Annotated in this window: 14 protein-coding genes; 3 read left to right on the forward strand and 11 right to left on the reverse strand. The window is 56.6% G+C overall.

Going from position 1 to position 17,133, the window contains the following annotated elements; all coding sequences use genetic code 11:
* Positions 1 to 691: 691 nt before the first annotated feature.
* The 6 genes from AC2FIT_RS09160 to AC2FIT_RS09185 all read right to left on the reverse strand — a co-directional run bounded on the left by AC2FIT_RS09160 (position 692) and on the right by AC2FIT_RS09185 (position 7,993).
* On the reverse strand, positions 692 to 1,297 hold the full coding sequence (locus AC2FIT_RS09160) for a nucleotidyltransferase family protein (protein WP_496828743.1): 606 nt from the start codon (positions 1,295 to 1,297) through the stop codon (positions 692 to 694).
* Between the two features lie 31 nt (positions 1,298 to 1,328).
* On the reverse strand, positions 1,329 to 3,746 hold the full coding sequence (locus AC2FIT_RS09165; protein WP_496828745.1) for a GcvT family protein: 2,418 nt from the start codon (positions 3,744 to 3,746) through the stop codon (positions 1,329 to 1,331).
* A 257-nt stretch (positions 3,747 to 4,003) separates the two neighbouring features.
* Positions 4,004 to 5,311 (reverse strand): HlyC/CorC family transporter, encoded by a 1,308-nt coding sequence (locus tag AC2FIT_RS09170; protein WP_496828747.1) that lies wholly within the window; start codon positions 5,309 to 5,311, stop codon positions 4,004 to 4,006.
* Between the two features lie 63 nt (positions 5,312 to 5,374).
* On the reverse strand, positions 5,375 to 6,328 hold the full coding sequence (locus tag AC2FIT_RS09175; protein ID WP_496828749.1) for a site-specific tyrosine recombinase XerD: 954 nt from the start codon (positions 6,326 to 6,328) through the stop codon (positions 5,375 to 5,377).
* A gap of 2 nt (positions 6,329 to 6,330) precedes the next feature.
* Positions 6,331 to 7,854, reverse strand: coding sequence for a hypothetical protein (locus tag AC2FIT_RS09180; protein WP_496828751.1), 1,524 nt, complete (start codon positions 7,852 to 7,854; stop codon positions 6,331 to 6,333).
* Positions 7,844 to 7,993, reverse strand: a complete 150-nt coding sequence (locus AC2FIT_RS09185) for a hypothetical protein (RefSeq protein WP_169794838.1) — start codon at positions 7,991 to 7,993, stop codon at positions 7,844 to 7,846. The genes AC2FIT_RS09180 and AC2FIT_RS09185 overlap by 11 nt, the downstream gene beginning before the upstream one ends.
* A 79-nt stretch (positions 7,994 to 8,072) precedes the next feature.
* Here AC2FIT_RS09185 and AC2FIT_RS09190 point away from each other — a divergent pair, with 79 nt between their 5' ends.
* Together AC2FIT_RS09190 and aroB are read left to right on the forward strand one after the other, a co-directional pair.
* Complete coding sequence (locus AC2FIT_RS09190) at positions 8,073 to 8,660, forward strand: shikimate kinase (RefSeq protein ID WP_496828753.1); 588 nt, start codon at positions 8,073 to 8,075, stop codon at positions 8,658 to 8,660.
* A complete protein-coding gene (gene aroB / locus AC2FIT_RS09195) occupies positions 8,660 to 9,772 on the forward strand; it encodes a 3-dehydroquinate synthase (RefSeq protein WP_496828755.1) in 1,113 nt (370 codons plus the stop codon). Before AC2FIT_RS09190 ends, aroB begins: the two co-directional genes overlap by 1 nt.
* Here the strand turns inward: aroB and AC2FIT_RS09200 are convergent, their stop codons facing one another.
* Both AC2FIT_RS09200 and ssb read right to left on the reverse strand, forming a co-directional pair.
* Positions 9,773 to 10,843, reverse strand: a complete 1,071-nt coding sequence (locus AC2FIT_RS09200; RefSeq protein ID WP_496828757.1) for a site-2 protease family protein — start codon at positions 10,841 to 10,843, stop codon at positions 9,773 to 9,775. It abuts the gene before it with no gap.
* 18 nt (positions 10,844 to 10,861) lie between these two features.
* Positions 10,862 to 11,365: a single-stranded DNA-binding protein gene (gene ssb, locus AC2FIT_RS09205; protein ID WP_224890489.1), complete on the reverse strand. Its 504-nt coding sequence runs from the start codon at positions 11,363 to 11,365 to the stop codon at positions 10,862 to 10,864.
* A gap of 206 nt (positions 11,366 to 11,571) precedes the next feature.
* On the opposite strand from ssb, the gene AC2FIT_RS09210 reads away from it, so the two are divergent.
* Positions 11,572 to 12,150, forward strand: coding sequence for a lytic transglycosylase domain-containing protein (locus AC2FIT_RS09210; RefSeq protein ID WP_496828759.1), 579 nt, complete (start codon positions 11,572 to 11,574; stop codon positions 12,148 to 12,150).
* 157 nt (positions 12,151 to 12,307) lie between these two features.
* Here AC2FIT_RS09210 and AC2FIT_RS09215 read toward each other — a convergent pair whose 3' ends face one another.
* From AC2FIT_RS09215 to AC2FIT_RS09225, 3 genes are all read right to left on the reverse strand, one after another.
* Positions 12,308 to 14,395, reverse strand: a complete 2,088-nt coding sequence (locus AC2FIT_RS09215; RefSeq protein WP_496828761.1) for a dipeptide ABC transporter ATP-binding protein — start codon at positions 14,393 to 14,395, stop codon at positions 12,308 to 12,310.
* Between the two features lie 92 nt (positions 14,396 to 14,487).
* Complete coding sequence (locus AC2FIT_RS09220; RefSeq protein ID WP_496828763.1) at positions 14,488 to 15,951, reverse strand: ABC transporter permease; 1,464 nt, start codon at positions 15,949 to 15,951, stop codon at positions 14,488 to 14,490.
* 13 nt (positions 15,952 to 15,964) lie between these two features.
* Positions 15,965 to 17,011, reverse strand: a complete 1,047-nt coding sequence (locus AC2FIT_RS09225) for an ABC transporter permease (protein WP_496828765.1) — start codon at positions 17,009 to 17,011, stop codon at positions 15,965 to 15,967.
* Between the last annotated feature and the right edge of the window lie 122 nt (positions 17,012 to 17,133).

The raw sequence follows: 17,133 nt of genomic DNA on the forward strand, positions 1-17,133 counted from the left end.
GTTTAATCTGTGTCTTTTCTGTGTGAATTGTTAAAAAATCTTAATTTCGCCACAAATCACCGGTTCGCTGGCGGTGGTTTCAGGGGTCAAATCGGAGGATTTGTGCGAATCAACCCAGACGAATCGGTGGATTGTTGCCGGTTTGGGGGACAAAGTGCAAAAAGGGTTGAATTGAATGAAATTTGTTAACAAATCCGCCGCCTATAATTTCGACTTAAAGGCGATCATCTTTGAGTTGTAGTAATGCTCACGCAACGAAGATGTGAGTAAAAACAAATTGTACCAAAGACAACAGATTGCCAAATAAGCATGTGCCTATTGGGTAGAATTAGATTCGAACGACGGATTGAGACTCACCTATAGGTAGATCGACGCCTGAAGGATGTTGCGGAAAAACCATTCTGAGACTGACAAAATCCACCGCTCCTTCCAATTTTACATTGTTTGATCCGGTCGGATCGGTGACGATAGATTTGCCCAAGCGAGGGGGAGCCGACGGCACTAGGGGGTGCTGAAGGCTTGTCACAGTCACTGGAAACGCTGAGCGGCATGTTAACGAGGGGGTCTTGTTTAGGTTCGGCGGCGGAACAGCCAAGGGTGTCGACTGACACGATTGGCCGCGTTTCCGGGATTGATGAAAAGTGGTAGTCCTGTTTTGGGTACCGGCCCGGTCGTTCTCGACCGGGCCGCGTTACGTTTCGGGGCCACGTTTTGCGCGCCACCTTGCCCAGTCTTCAGGCGTATCCAGATCAAGCAGAGCGTTTTGATCAGGTAGGGTTTGCAAATGCAGTTTATCAGCCTGCGCGCGTACGATGGATTGCGCACCGTCATCGCCCGTTAACTCACCAAGTTGGTCAAAAAGGCGTCGGTCGAAAACCACAGGATGACCCGGTTTGCCGTCGGATGTTGCCCCGCGCCATATCAGTTTTTCCGGGTGGGTACTCACGGACGCAAGCACGGCGTTCAAATCATCGGTTGAAATCTCGGGCAAGTCAGCCAGCAACACCATGACCGCAGGCGCGTCAGGCGGGACTTGCGCCAATGCACCGCGCAGGCTGGCATTCATGCCTTCACTTGCATCCGCAATTTCAACTTTGTGTAATTCCAGCCCGTCCAATACCCCATACCGGGGATGCGGAGCAGGGGGCAGGGCAACGATCACAGGTGCCGCGTCCCGCGCAATCATTGCTATGCGGCGCAATAAGGGTTGGCCTTCGACGGTCTGCAGCAGCTTGTCCTGACCACCCATGCGGCTGGATTGGCCGGCTGCGAGCAGAATGATGGGTATATTAGCCATTAAACCACCATGCCGCCACAACCGGGCCGTGTCATCCCCGCATCCGCGCTCCATCTGCATCAAAGAGAGGCTCCGAAATCACCCAAGCCTTACGCATTTGACCAAGGATCTCGATTTCAACCTCCAACCCGTCGGTTACCCGATCCACCGGCAGAAATCCAAGGGCAACTGACTTCTCAGCATAATGCGAATATCCGCCAGACGTGCAGAAGCCGACAACCACGCCATCCAGCCAGATCGGCTCGTATGCGTTGACATCGGCATCGTTGGCGTCGACCTCAAAGGCCACAAGTTTGCGTGTCGGACCTTGCGCCCGATCCGCTTCGGCTGCGGAACGACCTATGAAGTCAGTATTTTTCGTGAAGGAAATAAAACGGTCCAGACCCGTTTCGGCGGCAGTATAGTCGGGCGAGAATTCACGCATCCACGATCCGAAGAATTTATCCAGACGCAGGCTCATCATCGCGCGCATGCCGAAGGGTACCATGCCATGCGGTTGACCGGTTTGCCACAATGTCCACCAGAGCTGTCTTTGGGCCATTGGATCGCAGTAAATCTCATACCCCAGATCGCCTGTATAACTGACCCGCTGAACGATACAGTCGGTCATGCCTACCGTCATGCGCCGCACGTCCAAAAACCGCAGGTCTGAGATGTCATCTCGGGTGCAGGCCGACAAAACCTTTACCGCGTTCGGGCCTGCGATCTGAAAACCGTTCAACCTGTCGCTGATATTTTCGACATGCAAGCCGTCTTCCTGATGCTGCAGGAACCAACGCATGTGAAAGGCTTGGCTACCGTACGAGGCGGTCAGGTGAAATTCACCTTCCTTCAGGCAGGAAACGGTGAAATCCCCGATCAGCTTGCCCTTTGCCGACAACATAGGGGTCAGTGATACCCTGCCCGGTTTTGGGATGCGCCCAGCCATGATCCGGTCCAGCCAGTCGCGCGCCGAGTGTCCCGTGATGCGGTACTTGCCGAAATTGTGGACTTCGTTGATGCCAACAGCGCTACGAACTGCACGCACTTCGCGCCCTGTTGCGTCAAACGCGTCCGAGCGGCGGAACGACGGCGTCTCATAGCTTGGCTCGTCGCCTTGGGCAAAATAATTGGGAACCTCCAACCCGTATTGCTGACCCCAGACCGCACCCAGATCGCTGAAGATGTCGTACATCGGGGTCGTGCGGTTGGGCCGTGCGGCGGGCAGTTCTTCGTTCGGGTAGGCGACACTGAACCGTTTCTGATAGTTCTCGATCACCTTCGGGCGGGTATAGCCCGGGCTGATCCAGTCGCCGAACCTTGCGACGTCCATGGCAAAAACATCGCGTTCGGGTTCGCCCTCGATCATCCACTGCGCCAGGGTCAGACCGACACCGCCGCCTTGGCTGAAACCGGCCATCACGCCGCAGGCCGACCAATAGTTCCGCACCCCTGGCACTGGCCCGACTAGGGGATTCCCGTCCGGTGCAAAGGTGAACGGCCCGTGGATCACCGACTTTACCCCGGCTTCGGCGAGCACAGGGAAGCGTTTGTATGCAAATTCGATACTGTCGGTGATCTTGTCAAAGTTGTCCGGCAACAGTTCGTGGCCGAACTCCCACGGTGTGCCGTCGACCGCCCATGGCTTGCAGGGTTGCTCGTAAAAACCGATGCAAAGACCGCGCCCTTCTTGCCGGAGATAGCTTTCGCCAGCCGGGTCCATTACATGCGGATGCTCACCGCCTGCGTCGATGATCGCTTCGATCTGAGGGATCGAATCCGTAACCAGATACTGATGCTCCATCGGGTGCAGCGGGAAGTAGACACCTGCCATCGCTCCAACCTCGCGCGCCCAAAGGCCACCTGCATTTACCACGTGTTCCGCGTGAATGGTGCCCTTGTCAGTGACAATGTCCCATGTGCCATCGGCACGCTGGTTGGTTTCGCGCACCATGCAGTGCGTTTCGATCGTGGCGCCGCCCATCCGAGCGGCCTTGGCATAGGCGTGCGTTGTGCCCGATGGGTCAAGATGCCCGTCCAACGGATCGTAGAGCGCACCGATGATCCCATCGGTATTGGTGATGGGCGCGATTTTCTTGATCTCTTCCGGCCCGACGATTTCGGTTTCCAACCCCATGAACCCATGTTTGGCGCGTTCAGCCAGCAGCATGTCAAATCGGTCCTGATTGTCGGCCAGCGTCACACCGCCCACGTGGTGCAGGCCACAGGACATGCCCGTGATTTCCTCAAGCTCTTTATACAACCGGATTGTATAACCTTGCAGCGCCGCCATGTTCGTGTCGCCGTTCAAAGTGTGAAACCCGCCCGCCGCGTGCCAGGTCGAACCGCTGGTCAACTCCGAACGCTCAAGCAGCATGACGTCCGACCAGCCGAGTTTGGTCAGATGGTACAGTACGGAACAGCCGACGACGCCGCCGCCAATTACCGCCACGCGGGTTTCGAGTTTCATGAATGCCTCCGTCAGTATTTCGGCCAGTCTGATCAGCACAATCCTCGGCGCAACGCCGAATGCGACAGATCGTGTCGCTTCAGCAGTCTGCTTAGGGCAGAATGCAACACGGTTCGGTGACGGACCAGCTAGGGTTTGGTTTTAACCGGCCAGTGCACTTGGAACTGCGGGAGAACTTGATCTTTCGCCGAACACTTGCCCTGCGCAACAAGATAGTTTCCCCAAAAGGGGGGCCAGTTTGTTTTCCAGAATTCGACCTAAAGCGGCCTGATCTTCAATTCCGTCACCCGATTGCCGTCCTTGGCAGTGACTTCGAACCGAAAGCCGTGGAACGAAAAGACCTGACCAATCACGGGGATCATCTGAGCCTCGTGAATGACAAGCCCTGCAAGCGTGTTCGCCTCATCATCTGGCAGAGACCAGTCCATCGCACGATTCACATCCCGTATAGTCATCGCACCCTCGATCAGGAATTGCCCGTCTTCGGTTCGGGTCACGGGGACGTCTTCCTCGATATCAAACTCATCGGCGATTTCACCAACGATTTCCTCAAGGATGTCTTCAAGCGTGATCAGACCCCGTAATGAGCCATACTCGTCCACAACCAGCGCAAAATGGCTGTGCATCCGCAGGAATTCCCGCATCTGGTCGTCGAGAGTCGTGGTTTCTGGAACGAAATAGGGGTCATTCGCCACCTTTGAGATGTCGAACTCCTTCAGCCTGTTGGCATCGCCCTGATTTCCCCCAGCCTGCGCGTACATGGCGCGGAACAAATCCTTGGCGTGAACAACGCCAACGATGTTTTCAGGTTCATCGCGGAATACAGGCAGACGGGTATGAGGACTTTTCAGACATTGCTGCAAGATAGCCTCGGGCGCATCGTCCGCGTCGATCATCTCGATATTTGATCGGTGAAGCATGATCTCTTCCACTGTCCGGTCACCCAGGTCCAGTGCGCCGAGAATGCGGTCGCGGTCTTCTTTCTGAACTACGCCTTCGGAGTGGCCCAGTTGCAAGGCACCTGCGATTTCCTCACGCACGGCAAGGATGTTGCTGTCGGGGTCGATCTGAACGCCGAACAGGCGCAGAACCCCGCGCACCAAAAGGCGCACCGCCGCCACAATGGGCGAAAAGACCGTAACAACGACGCTGATGATCGGAGCCACAGCCGAGGCCGCTTTTTCCGAGTTTGTAATGGCATAGGTCTTGGGCAGAACCTCGGCAAAGATCAGAACCAGCAGGGTCATCACCAGTGTTGCAAGGGCAACGCCGCTTTCGCCAAAAAGCCGCGTAAACAGCGCAGTCGCCAGCGAGGCGGCGAGGATGTTTACCAGGTTATTGCCAAGCAGGACCGAACCAATCAGCCGCTCATTATCGTCAGTAATTTCAAGCGCCTTTTGCGCTCCGCGAGACCCCTTGTCGGCCTGCGCCCGCAGCTTACCGCGCGACGATGCGGTCAATGCAGTTTCAGAACCCGAGAAAAAGCCCGACAGGACGAGCAACAACAAAATGGCGCCTGTGGTTACCCAGAATGCGCCGTCGATCAAAGAAGAAGAGGGTTCCATCGGTCCTTGGTTGTTGGTTTTTCTGCAATGGTTATGGAGGCGCGACCCCTGCGGATCAAGGGGTTACCCCTTGTCTTCGGAGTCTTTCGCCAGCGGGTGATGCTCTAACACCAGTTCGGCCAGACGTTCGTCCAGAACATGCGTATAAATTTCGGTCGTTGCCACATCGGCATGGCCCAGCAGAGTCTGGATTGACCGCAGGTCTGCGCCATTGGCAAGCAGATGTGTTGCAAAGGCATGGCGCAGTGTATGCGGCGTGACCTTATCCGGCGATACCCCACCCTGAACCGCCAATTCCTTGACCAGAAGAAAAAACATATGACGCGTCAGGTGGCCGGATTTCCCGCGTGACGGGAACAAGAACTTTGACCGCTGACCGCCGTCTGCGACCAGTTGATCTTCGTTTTCATCTCGCACTAACAGCCACGCAGCCAGCGCATCGCGGGCAGGCGGGGAAAGGGGTACCATCCGTTCCTTGCCGCCCTTGCCCAGCACCATCAGCATGCGCGGATCGCCCCGTGCCGATGAAACGGGCAGTGAAACCAACTCGGTCACGCGCATACCGGTGGCATACAGCACCTCCGTCAGGCAGGTGTTGCGCACCCGGTCGGCTTTGGTGCGTCCAGTCTGGCGGGCGGCTTGCAGCAGGCGGTCAACCTCGGGCACGTCCAGCGTTTTGGGCAAAAGTTTCTTGCGCCCTGGTCCCTTGATCTGAATGGCGGGGTTGGTGTCACGCCAACCTTCTTCGAACGCAAAACGGTAAATCTGTTTGATGGCCGACAACCGCCGCGCGCGGGTGGACTGCGCCAGCCCCTGTGCGTCGCAGTCGATCAGATAGGCCTCAATCAGGTCGCGTTCAGCTTCGGCAAACCCGGCTTTTCGCGCCCCTAACCACGCCGCAAAATCCTTGAGATCGCGACCATAGGCCAACAATGTGTTGTTGGCTGCCCCCAGCTCTGCCGCTTGTGCCTGCAGAAAGGTGGAAATCCACGAGTCGGATGTGGACGGGGACGCCATCGTCACGAAGCCTGCAAGATCAGAAGGTTCAAGGCCGCACGGCGGGCAGTATCCTCAAGTCCCACCCGGCGCAGTGTTGCGATGGCCGCGGTCAGGTCGACCAGATTTCCCCGCGCGCCGTGGGCGAACAGTTCCATCGTTTCCAGAATGGCCTCGCCTAACTGGTCGTTGTTCAGCATCGCCTCGATATCCGATGGGATTGGCGCGGCCCAAGCAAAGCCCTGCGCCACTGCGTCAGCCAAAGGTGACGGGGTGCGTGCGCGCCCGGGATCGCCTTGCGCCAGAGCAGAGAGAAACTGACTTTCCTGTGACTGATCTGGCGATGAGAGGGCGGCAGTCTCATACAGTTCCGACAACAACAGGATGCGCCACCGAAGGTTTTCGGCTTGGGGATCAGGCAGTGAAAACTGTGACAATCGGCCAGCAAACAACTCGGCAAAAGGAACTTCAAGCCCGACATCGCGCATTTGGTCCCAGACAGGCGGTAGCGTTTTGGCAATGGCTCCGGGTTTTCCGGATTCCAGCGCGCTTTCAAATTTCTGGATCGCGGCCACGCGATCCCAAACCGCGCCCGAGGCCGCGGGGTCACGCTCGGTATAGAGCCCTAATAACTGGTTGGGTGTCAGCGCGCCGATCCGCGTCAAACGCTCCGCCGCTTCGATCTGTGCTTTCCACCCGGCAACGTCGCGCAGGTCCGCATTCGCGAATGCGCGGGGCAACGGGGCCGAAGGCAGGCGCTCACCAATGGCTTCGAACAGCCGAAAACTCAGCGGATCGGGGTTGTCCGGTTGCGGCAGATACTCGGCGTCTTCAAACAATTCGGGGCTAAGAAACCGGTCCAGAACATCCAGATCCTCAGGCGGCAGAACCTGCAGCGCGTGAGCTGCCTCAAGCGTCAAAGCGGCAGAATTCCAATCACCACGCCGCGCCTTGCAGAAGATCTGAGCCGCATAGTCCTGCGACAGATGTGGCTGCGCGATCAAAGCTGTGCAGCTTCGGTCTTCATCCCCAGTCAACAGGGTGGCGTCGAACCAACGCTGGAAGCGCTCACGACTGTCAGTCGGGCCTGCAAGTTGAACCAATGATTGCGCGGGGTCGGCGGCGCCAAGCTGCATCAGCCGGTCAAGCCGCGCCAGCAACAGTGTTTCCTCGGCATTCGGCCCGGTGGGTGCGCGCGCTTCGGACAACAACAGTGTGAAAAGCAATCGTTGCATGGCAGGGTTGTGATCCAGCGGTGCTTGGGCGATCAGCGACGCCAGACGGTCAGGGTCGCTGTTTTGCCACATATCCACGGGCAGTCCGGTTACAGATGACGACACCAGCCCAAGCGGTTGCGACAACGCCTCAAGCGGCGTGACCTCGACCCCCGGTTGCACTCCTGTTTGCGTCACTGGTGGTTCAAGCAAAACGGTTTCCGGCAGGTTTTCCGGCGGATTGCTCAACCACTCAATAACGGATAGGGGTTCCTGCTGCGCTTGCGCCGATCCGGCCACAAACAGCGCCAGCAGTGCGGTTTTATTCCACATTCAGGATTACCGGTTCTCGGATTTCGCCTTCCGGGGCCGAAAAGTCCGCGCCGAAAAACGGCCCGAGATAAGCGTATGCCACTAGCCCGACAAAACACAGGCAAATCAGATATACTAAGAACTTGATTAGACGGCCCATTGCTCAACGCTGCCCCAATTTTCTCTTTTGCCATAGTTATAGCTAGCATTTTTCTTAAGATCACGTCATTCACGGTGAAATGAGCGAAATTAAGCATAACACCTCCGGTACGGAAGCGGGGGCGGGGTTTGTCCTGCACAAAACGGTGGTTCTTGTTGGCATGATGGGGGCGGGAAAGACTGCCGTGGGGCGCGCGCTTGCTGCCCGATTGGGGGTTCCGTTCCTTGACAGCGATGCTGAGATCGAATCGGCGGCCAACATGACAATCCCGGAGATATTCGAACGTGATGGAGAACCGTTCTTTCGCGGCAAGGAATCGCAGGTTATCGGGCGATTGCTGGATGAGGAAAAAGGCATTCTTTCGACGGGGGGCGGGGCTTTTCTGGCTGAACGGAATCGCACCATGATTTCCGAGCGCGGTGTTTCTGTATGGCTGCGGGCCGATCTTGAGGTTCTGTGGAACCGGGTCAAACACAAAGACACGCGCCCCTTGTTGCGCACGGAGAATCCTTACGCGACCCTGCGCAACCTGTACGAACAGCGCGTCCCGATTTATGCGCAGGCCGACTTGATCGCAGAGTCGGATGGTGAGACCTCGATCGACAATATGGTGAACCGGGTGTTGGATGCGCTTGCAACACGCCCCGATGTTTTGGAACAGAAGTAATGCATCAAACCGTACACGTAGACTTGGGTGAACGTTCCTATGACGTTGAAATCGGCCCCAACCTGTTGGCGCAGGCTGGCGCCCGGATCGCCCCGCTGCTGCATCGCCCAAAGGTGGCCGTCGTGACGGATCAGAACGTTGGCGCTCTGCACTTGGAGGCGCTGCGCGTAGGTCTGGCCTCGAGCGGGATTGAAATGACCTCTCTGACTTTGCCTGCAGGTGAGGGTACCAAAAGCTGGCCGCATTTCGAACGTACGGTCGAATGGCTGCTGGCCGAAAAAATCGAGCGCCGGGATGTCGTTATCGCCTTTGGCGGCGGAGTTATTGGCGATTTGGTCGGCTTTGCTGCGGCGGTTCTGCGGCGCGGTGTTCGATTCATACAAATCCCGACCTCATTGCTGGCGCAGGTCGACAGTTCGGTGGGTGGCAAGACCGGGATCAACGCGCCGCAGGGCAAGAACCTGATTGGAGCTTTTCATCAGCCGACGCTCGTTCTGGCGGATACCTCGGTGCTGGAAGCGCTGACGCCGCGCGATTTCCTGTCAGGCTATGGTGAGGTTGTGAAATACGGCCTGCTGGGCGATGCCGAGTTTTTTGAATGGCTCGAGGCCAATGGCCCAGCCGTCTCCGGCGGTGACATGGCGGCGCGGGTTCATGCGGTAACACGTTCGGTCCAGATGAAAGCCGATATCGTGGCTCGTGACGAAACCGAACAGGGCGACCGCGCATTGCTGAACCTTGGCCATACGTTCTGCCATGCGCTTGAGGCTGCAACCGGCTATTCCGACCGGCTGCTTCATGGCGAAGGTGTCGCCATCGGTTGCGCGCTGGCGTTCGAATTGTCCGCGCGCCTGGGCCTGTGTTCGCAGGAAGATCCCAGCCGTGTTCGGGCACATCTGCGGGCAATGGGGATGAAAACTGATCTGGCGGATATTCCGGGTCAGCTGCCAAGTGCTGAGGCCCTTGTTGACCTTATGGCGCAGGACAAAAAGGTCATTGATGGTCAGCTTCGGTTTGTTCTGGCGCGTGGCATTGGTCAGGCCTTTGTCACCTCTGCTGTGCCGCGCGACGCAGTGATTTCTGTTTTGGAGGACGCGCTGGAGGCAGTGTGATCACCGGCTTCGGATGACCATCAACTCACCAATATTCTCACGGGTGATGTAGCCAACCATATTCCCGGCCTGCGTGCAGACCGCGATGGCCGGGGCACCCTTGTACAGCCTGTCCAATACGGTTTCGAGCCCGCTGGTCAGTTGAACCCGCGGAATATCTGTCTCCATGATCGATGTCACCGGTTCCGAGCGGGGCGTGTCCCCGGCCAATGCAGCAAACAGCCGATCACGGGTCACAAAGCCCTGCAAAACACCACTGTCGTTCAGCACAGGAAACTCATGCTGTGTGGTGCTGATAACGGCCTGAGCCGCAGTCGCCAACGAGTCGGCCGGGGATAGGGCGTGAAATTCGGTGATCATTGCATCTCGTGCCAGAACCCTGCGGGCGACGGACCGCATGGCGACATCCTGGCTTTCGGAATTGGCAGCGACAAAGACGAAAATCGCGATCAGCACCAAAATAGGGTTGCCGGAGCTCAGCCCCAAGAACCCAAGCGCGACAGCCACGACCTGCCCACCTGAGGCGGCGATCCTCGTGGCTTTGACGCGATCCATTTTCAAGCAAAGAAGCGCCCGGAATACCCGCCCTCCATCCATAGGGAAAGCTGGTATCATATTAAACACCGCCAACAGCAGATTCACGTAAGCCAGACGGTTCAGCAAACTGGAATCTGTCGAGTCGATCTGCGCCATTGTTTCAAGCGGCATTCCCGCCCCAAGCGCGGTCAAGACAAACCAAATGACGATATTCACCGCTGGTCCGGCGAGAGCAACCCAGACCTCTTGTATTGGTTGCTCCGGCATCCTTTCCAGCCGGGCCAACCCGCCAATCGGCAACAGTGTTATATCGGGGGTTTTGATCCCAAAACGCCGCGCCATAAGGGCGTGGCCAAATTCGTGTGCCACGACGCACGCGAACAGCGCCAGAACGAATGCGACGTTTTCGATTGCTGCTGTAAGACCTGCGCTGGAATAGGCCGCAAATCCGACCCACGCTAGAAGTAGAAAAAAGGTGACATGGACCCTTAGTTCCGACCCAAGAACGCGGCCGAGTGAAAAGGACCATGCCATAATATGTCTCCGATTTGGCTAGAACGGGATTTCGTCGTCGTCGATACCACCCGACGCGGGCGCGGGCGCGCTGGACTGCGAGCCATAGGGATCGCCGTAACCACCGCCGGCCTGACCACCGCCGTATCCACCTGACTGACCGCCGCCATATCCGCCGCCGCTACCTTCGCCGCGCGCATCCAACATTACCAAGGTAGAGCCAAAACCCTGCAAGACGACCTCGGTCGTGTATCGATCCTGACCGGATTGATCCTGCCATTTGCGTGTCTGTAACTGACCTTCAAGGTAAACCTTGGACCCTTTTCGAAGGTATTGTTCGGCCACACGTACAAGCCCCTCGTTGAAGATCGCAACCGAGTGCCACTCGGTCCGTTCCCGACGCTCACCGGTATTGCGGTCCTTCCAGGTTTCGGACGTGGCGATACGCAAGTTGCATACCTTGCCGCCGTTCTGGAATGTACGAACCTCGGGATCGCGGCCAAGATTTCCGACCAAAATCACCTTGTTGACTGAACCCGCCATGTATTTCCCCGTTCTGAATTGACGTAAGTGCGCCCGAATCTGACGCTGTGTTCCCAAGCGACCCTATACGCCCTGACACTTGGGTGAAACACAGTTAGTGAATGCAACATCGGGCAAGAAATCACCCAATTTCGTTCACTAAGCTTTCATTTTTAATAGAAATATCTATACTTCACGTGGTTCCTGAACGAGCGAGATTTGCATTAATGCGTTTTCTGGTTGGGTGTTTTGTTGTTATTTGCTTTGCTCTGGTGTCGGCTCCGGTGACAGCGCAGACTTTGTCGACCAAAAGCCGCAAGGATATTTTCCTGAAACAATCCAAGGTCTTGGATAGCCGTGCGGCGACTCAGTACAGGGATTCGGAACGACTTAAGCCAAAGAAGGCACAGCCGAGTTTTAACAAGCGTTACACCGGGAAGTATCGCGGCGAATACATGACCCTGGCCCGGCAGGCGGCGCGCAAACACAGCGTCCCGGAAGAGCTTTTCCTGCGTCTTGTACAACAGGAAAGCGGCTGGAACCCGAATGCAAGGTCACATAAGGGCGCCTTGGGATTGGCGCAGTTGATGCCCGGTACAGCGCAGCTTTTGGGCGTTAATCCGCATGATCCAAAGCAAAACCTGGATGGCGGGGCGCGCTATTTGTCGTGGCAGTACCGTAAGTTCAAATCATGGCGCCTTGCACTGGCAGCGTATAATGCCGGACCTCAGGCCGTTGAAGAACATGGTGGCATACCGCCTTACAAGGAAACGCAGAATTACGTGAAGGTTATCTGGGGCGGCTAACGGCGGCTTACCTTCACCCGTGACGCTTAGCGCCCTGAAGTTGATAGCACGCTGCATACCTCGCAAACCCAGTAAAGTGCCCTCAAATGACTGAGCTACTTTGCACAAAAATGGGCGCCGGCTTGGCACCAGCGCCCATTCTCTCGAGTTCTTGCATTTACTCCGCTGCGATTTTGATGACGGGCTCCATCCGGGCAAGAATGTCCTCGGCTAGATGACACTTTATCTGATGTCCATCGGCCAGAGTTTTGACCGGAGGCACGTCCATTTCGCACAACCCGCCGGGAACTTCGGATTTCCAGCGACAGCGGGTTTGGAAAGGGCAGCCCGGGGGCGGGTTCATCGCCGATGGGATGTCGCCCTCAAGCACGATATGTTGTTTTTCGACAGACGTATCCGCAATGGGTACCGCGCTTAGAAGTGCCTCGGTATAGGGGTGGTAAGGCGGAGAAAAGACCTGATCGGTCGTACCCAGTTCGACCACATGGCCCAGATACATGACCATCACCCGGTCGCTTAGATAGCGAACAATGGATAGGTCGTGGCTGATGAACAGCAAAGTGGTCTTGTGCTCGCGCTGAATCTCCATCAGCAGGTCCGTCACAGCCGCTTGCACTGACACGTCAAGGGCCGAGACCGGCTCATCCGCCACCACGATCCGCGCGTCTCCGGCAAAGGCTCGGGCGATGCCGACGCGCTGTTTCTGGCCACCCGAGAGTTGCCGCGGCATCCGATCTGCGAAGGCACGAGGCAGTTTTACTAAGTCCAGCAATTCCAGCATCCGTTGCTTTCTCTCGGCTTCGGTATTGCCAACACCAAAGATTTCCAGCGCGCGGATAATCTGACGCCCAACTGTCATCGACGGGTTCAGGGTATCAAAGGGGTTTTGAAACACCATCTGAACCTCACCCACCGTTTTGGCATCCCGTTCTTCGATTGGCACAGCCTCAATGTTGCGATTATCCAGCAGGATTTGCCCGTCCGTCGCCGTTTCCAGCCCCATCAGAACCTTGGCAAAGGTAGACTTGCCACACCCGGATTCGCCAACGATGGCAAGCGTCTCGGATTCATGAGCCTCGAAACTGAGCGTTTCGTTGGCCTTCACAACCTTGGTTTCGCCGCCGCCGAATAAGGCATTTGCGGCCACTTCATAATATTTCTTGAGGTTGTCCATTTTCAGAACGACCCGTCCAATTTCTCCCTTTTCCTTTTGATCCGCCAACGCAAGAGGGGCATTCCAGTCTATTTCTTGGAATTTCAAACAGCGCGTGTGGTGGCGGTCGTTGCCCGGCACCGGCTCCATCAGAATGTTTTGAGCGTCGCAGCGGCCCTCTTCGAAATAGTCACAACGCGGGCCAAAGTTGCATCCCTGCGGGCGTTCATGGGGCAGGGGAAAGTTACCAGGGATGGCCACCAGCGGACGGGCGTTCTTATCTGCCCCCGGTAGAGGGATCGAGCGGAACAGCGCCTGAGTGTAAGGGTGCTGCATTTCGTCGAACACGTCCTTGATAGAACCACGTTCTACCGCCTCACCGGAATACATCACGCAAAGCCGGTCGCAGGTCTCTAAAACCAATCCCAGATTGTGCGAAATAAACAGCATTGAGGTGCCGTATTTCTTACCCAAATCTTTAACCAGTTCGACCACAGCGGCCTCGACGGTCACGTCCAAGGCGGTTGTCGGCTCATCAAGGATCAGCAGCGATGGCTTGGACATCAGCGCCATCGCGATCACGATCCGTTGCTGCTGGCCGCCCGACAGCTGATGCGGAAAGGAATTCAACATACGTTCGGGGTCGGGGAGACGTACGTCGGTGACCACCTCTAACGCCCGGGCGTAGGCTTCTTCTGCGCCGACGCCTTCGTGGATCATTGGCACTTCCATCAGTTGCCTGCCAATCTTCATCGCGGGATTCAGTGAGGCCATCGGTTCCTGATAGATCATCGCGATTTCGTTGCCGCGAATATCGCGCAACTCGTCTGACGTCATCTCGGACAGATCGCGGCCTTTGAACTTGATGGTGCCACCGACGATCCGACCGTTCTTGCCAAGGTCTTGCATGACACCCAGCGCCACGGTGGATTTGCCGCAACCGGATTCTCCGACTAGCCCCACGGCTTCGCCCGGTTGTACGCTAACCGAAAAATCCATTACGGCCGGTATTTCCCGCAGGCGAGTAAAGAAGGAAATCGACAGCTTGTCGATTTCAAGGATCGGGCCGTCATATTCCGCCAGTTTGTTCATCTGTGTTTCTCCTCACCAGACAGCGGGAATACCCTTCATCTGGCTAAAAATATCCCGGGGGTCCGGGGGCAGAGCCCCCGGCCTCTATCACATCAGTCCTTCAAACTTTCCTCGCGCAGTCCGTCGGCCAGCAGGTTCAAACCCAGAACCAGCGACAACAGCGCAAACGCAGGGGGAAGGGCCGGGTGGAGATAGATCGAAAGCAGCTTGCGCCCCTCATTGATCGTTGAACCCCAATCCGGGCTTTCCGGTGGCAAGCCCAGCCCGAAGAAACCCAAGGTTCCCAGAAGGATGGTGGTGTAACCAATGCGAAGACAGAAATCGACGATCAGCGGACCGCGTGCATTTGGTAGGATTTCCCATAGCATGATGTACCACGGGCCTTCACCGCGGGTCTGTGCAGCCGCCACGTAGTCACGTGTTTTGATATCCAAAGCCAGTCCTCGCACGATGCGGAACACCGTAGGTGAGTTCACAAAAACCACTGAGACAAACACGACAAGGATACCGCCGGGGATGTCGAACAAGTCGAGATACCTTGGCAGCCCCCAGATGCGATAGCTGTCGGTGTTGATGATGAAACCACTTGTCGAGATCAGAGACAGGTATAGCCAGATCGCTACACCCAGCACCCCGATCAATAGCGGTGTGCGGAACTTAGGCCGCGTGTAGTACCGCGAGTTCAGCAACACACCGATGAACAGGATCGGGAACAGGAACAAAACGGCGGCCATATAATTTGGAACACCTGTTGCAACGATCTCTGGAGTTACCAGCAGATAGAATAGCAAGATCACCGGGAAAGCCAGGATCAGGTTCGCCAGAAACGACAGGAACGTGTCCAGACGGCCCCCGTAGTACCCGGCGGGCAACCCCAAAGTAATGCCGACCATAAATGCAAACAACGTGGCCAGCGGCGCGATTTGCACCACGATCCAGGCTCCTCTGACCATACGGCTGAATACATCGCGCGCAAGGTTGTCGCCGCCCAGCAGATACCAGGCGTATTCGCCCTCTTCCGGGCTGGGCAAGGGCGTTCCGGGGACCTTGTTTTTCATCCCAGAAAGCTGCATCAGCGGGTCATGTGTAACGATCAGGTCCAGCGCACCAAAAATGCCGGTGAATACCCAGAACATCACAAGACCAAAGCCGATCATGCCAATGGGGCTATCGAACAATTTGCCGTAAAGGCCCAGACGCCGTTTAAAGGCAATCGACATGGCGTACAGGATAATCAGCGACAGCCAGACAGGCAGAAACTGCTGCGATACTGCGCCCACGATCCCTGCACTGGTGCCCATCACAATGCCAAGCACGATGTAAGCCAAAGCTAGCGCAACACAGGTGATAAAGCTAAAACGCAATGCGTTTTGCGATAGTCCGCGCAGGCCAGAACCCGAGCCGACCGTGCCATCCATGTTGATGCTCAACGGAGCTTCGGGCAAAAATATACTCCCCACGATCCAGATCACGATGGACAACAGAAGCGCTGCGATTGCGATCATCAGCAGTGGGTTCAGGAAGGCGATAGAGCCGGTCCAGGTTAGCGGTTCCATGATCTATCCCTCCTTACGAAATGCGGATGCGCGGGTTGAGGTACACATAGCCGATATCCGAGATCAGCTGCGTGACCAGCACAACAAAGACCGACACGACCGAGATAGCCAACAGCAACTGTATGTCGTTGTTGCCTGCCGCCTGAACCAGCGCCCAGCCAAAACCTTTGTAGTTGAACAGGGTTTCAACAATCACGACACCGTTCAGCAGCCATGGGAACTGCAGCATGATGACGGTAAATGGCGCGATGAGCGCATTGCGCAGCGCATGTTTCATAACGATGTTCGGAAAGGACACGCCTTTAAGCCGCGCTGTCCGAATGTATTGCGCAGTCATCACCTCGGTCATCGACGCGCGGGTCATTCGGGCAATGTAGCCCATGCCGTAAAGGGCTATGGTAAGCACCGGGAGAAAGAAATTCTCAAAGGTTGGATTGTCCATTGCCTGCGTTGCGGTGCCTTTGAACCATTTCAAGCCCACGGTGGACGATGTGAAGATCGCGATGAAGATCACGCCCGACACATATTCCGGCGTCGCCGTGGTTATAATCGAGAATGTAGACAAGGATCGGTCCAGAGCCGAGCCTTCGCGCATTCCCGCCAACACGCCGACGATAAGGGCAGACGGCACCATCAAGACAAGGACCCAGAACATCAGATATCCGGTATTTCCAAGTCGTTTTCCGACGATTGTTCCGACTTCATCCTTGAATACGCTGGAGTACCCCCAGTTGCCTTGCAGAACACCGCAATACTTAGGCGTGTCGTCCTCGGTCGATCCGGGTCGCGTACAGGTCCCTACAAACGTGCCGTCGTCCAGCGTCTTTGTGAACCCCGGAACCACGCCCAACCACTGACCGTATTTGACCAGCGTTGGTTGCAAGTAGCCCCGATTTCCCAACCAGGCTTCGACCTGTTCGTCGGACATCCGCTGGTTCCCTTGGGTTTTTGCCAGCTTTTCAAGGTTCGGATAGAGGTTGGTCAAAAAGAAGACCACGAAAGTCAGGCACAATGCTGTCAGCAGCATGACGCCGAACCGTCGGAGGATAAATAGTCCCATGTTGGCCCCTGTTGTTCGGGTGCTCCGCAGATCATTGGACCATTGCATGGCCTCGGACATCCGATCCCGTGTCGGCTTGTCTGCGGCTGGAAAGGGGCGCCCAAGTCAGGCGCCCCGTCGAT

It is taken from the genome of Ruegeria sp. YTSA135, from assembly GCF_059610165.1.